Genomic DNA, 352 nt, shown 5'->3' on the forward strand with positions numbered 1-352 from the left:
TTACCGCCGAGCGGCTGCTGGGTGATCATCGAGTACGGGCCGGTCGACCGCGCGTGGATCTTGTCGTCGACCAGGTGGAGCAGCTTCAGGATGTAGATGTAGCCGACCGAGATCGGGTGCGGGAACGGCTCGCCGGAACGCCCGTCGAACAGCCGGGCCTTTCCGTTCGCGCCGACCATGCGCCCGCCGTCCCTGTTGCGCAGGGTGTTGTCGAGCAGGCCGATGATCTCTTCCTCGTTGGCGCCGTCGAAGACCGGGGTCGCCATGTTGGTGCGCGGGTCGACCTCGGCGAAGCCCTTGTCGCGCAGGCGTTCGGCCCAGGCCTCCTCGATGCCGGAGATGTCCCAGCCGC

The 352-nt window shown here is 67.9% G+C and carries 1 pseudogene; it reads right to left on the reverse strand.

Annotation, left to right across the window (positions count from 1 at the left end):
• A pseudogene (locus ACLQ2R_RS39600) lies at window positions 1-352 on the reverse strand (DNA-directed RNA polymerase subunit beta); the annotation flags it as partial.

Origin of the sequence: Streptosporangium sp. DT93, assembly GCF_049844535.1 — a bacterium.
GTDB lineage: Bacteria > Actinomycetota > Actinomycetes > Streptosporangiales > Streptosporangiaceae > Streptosporangium.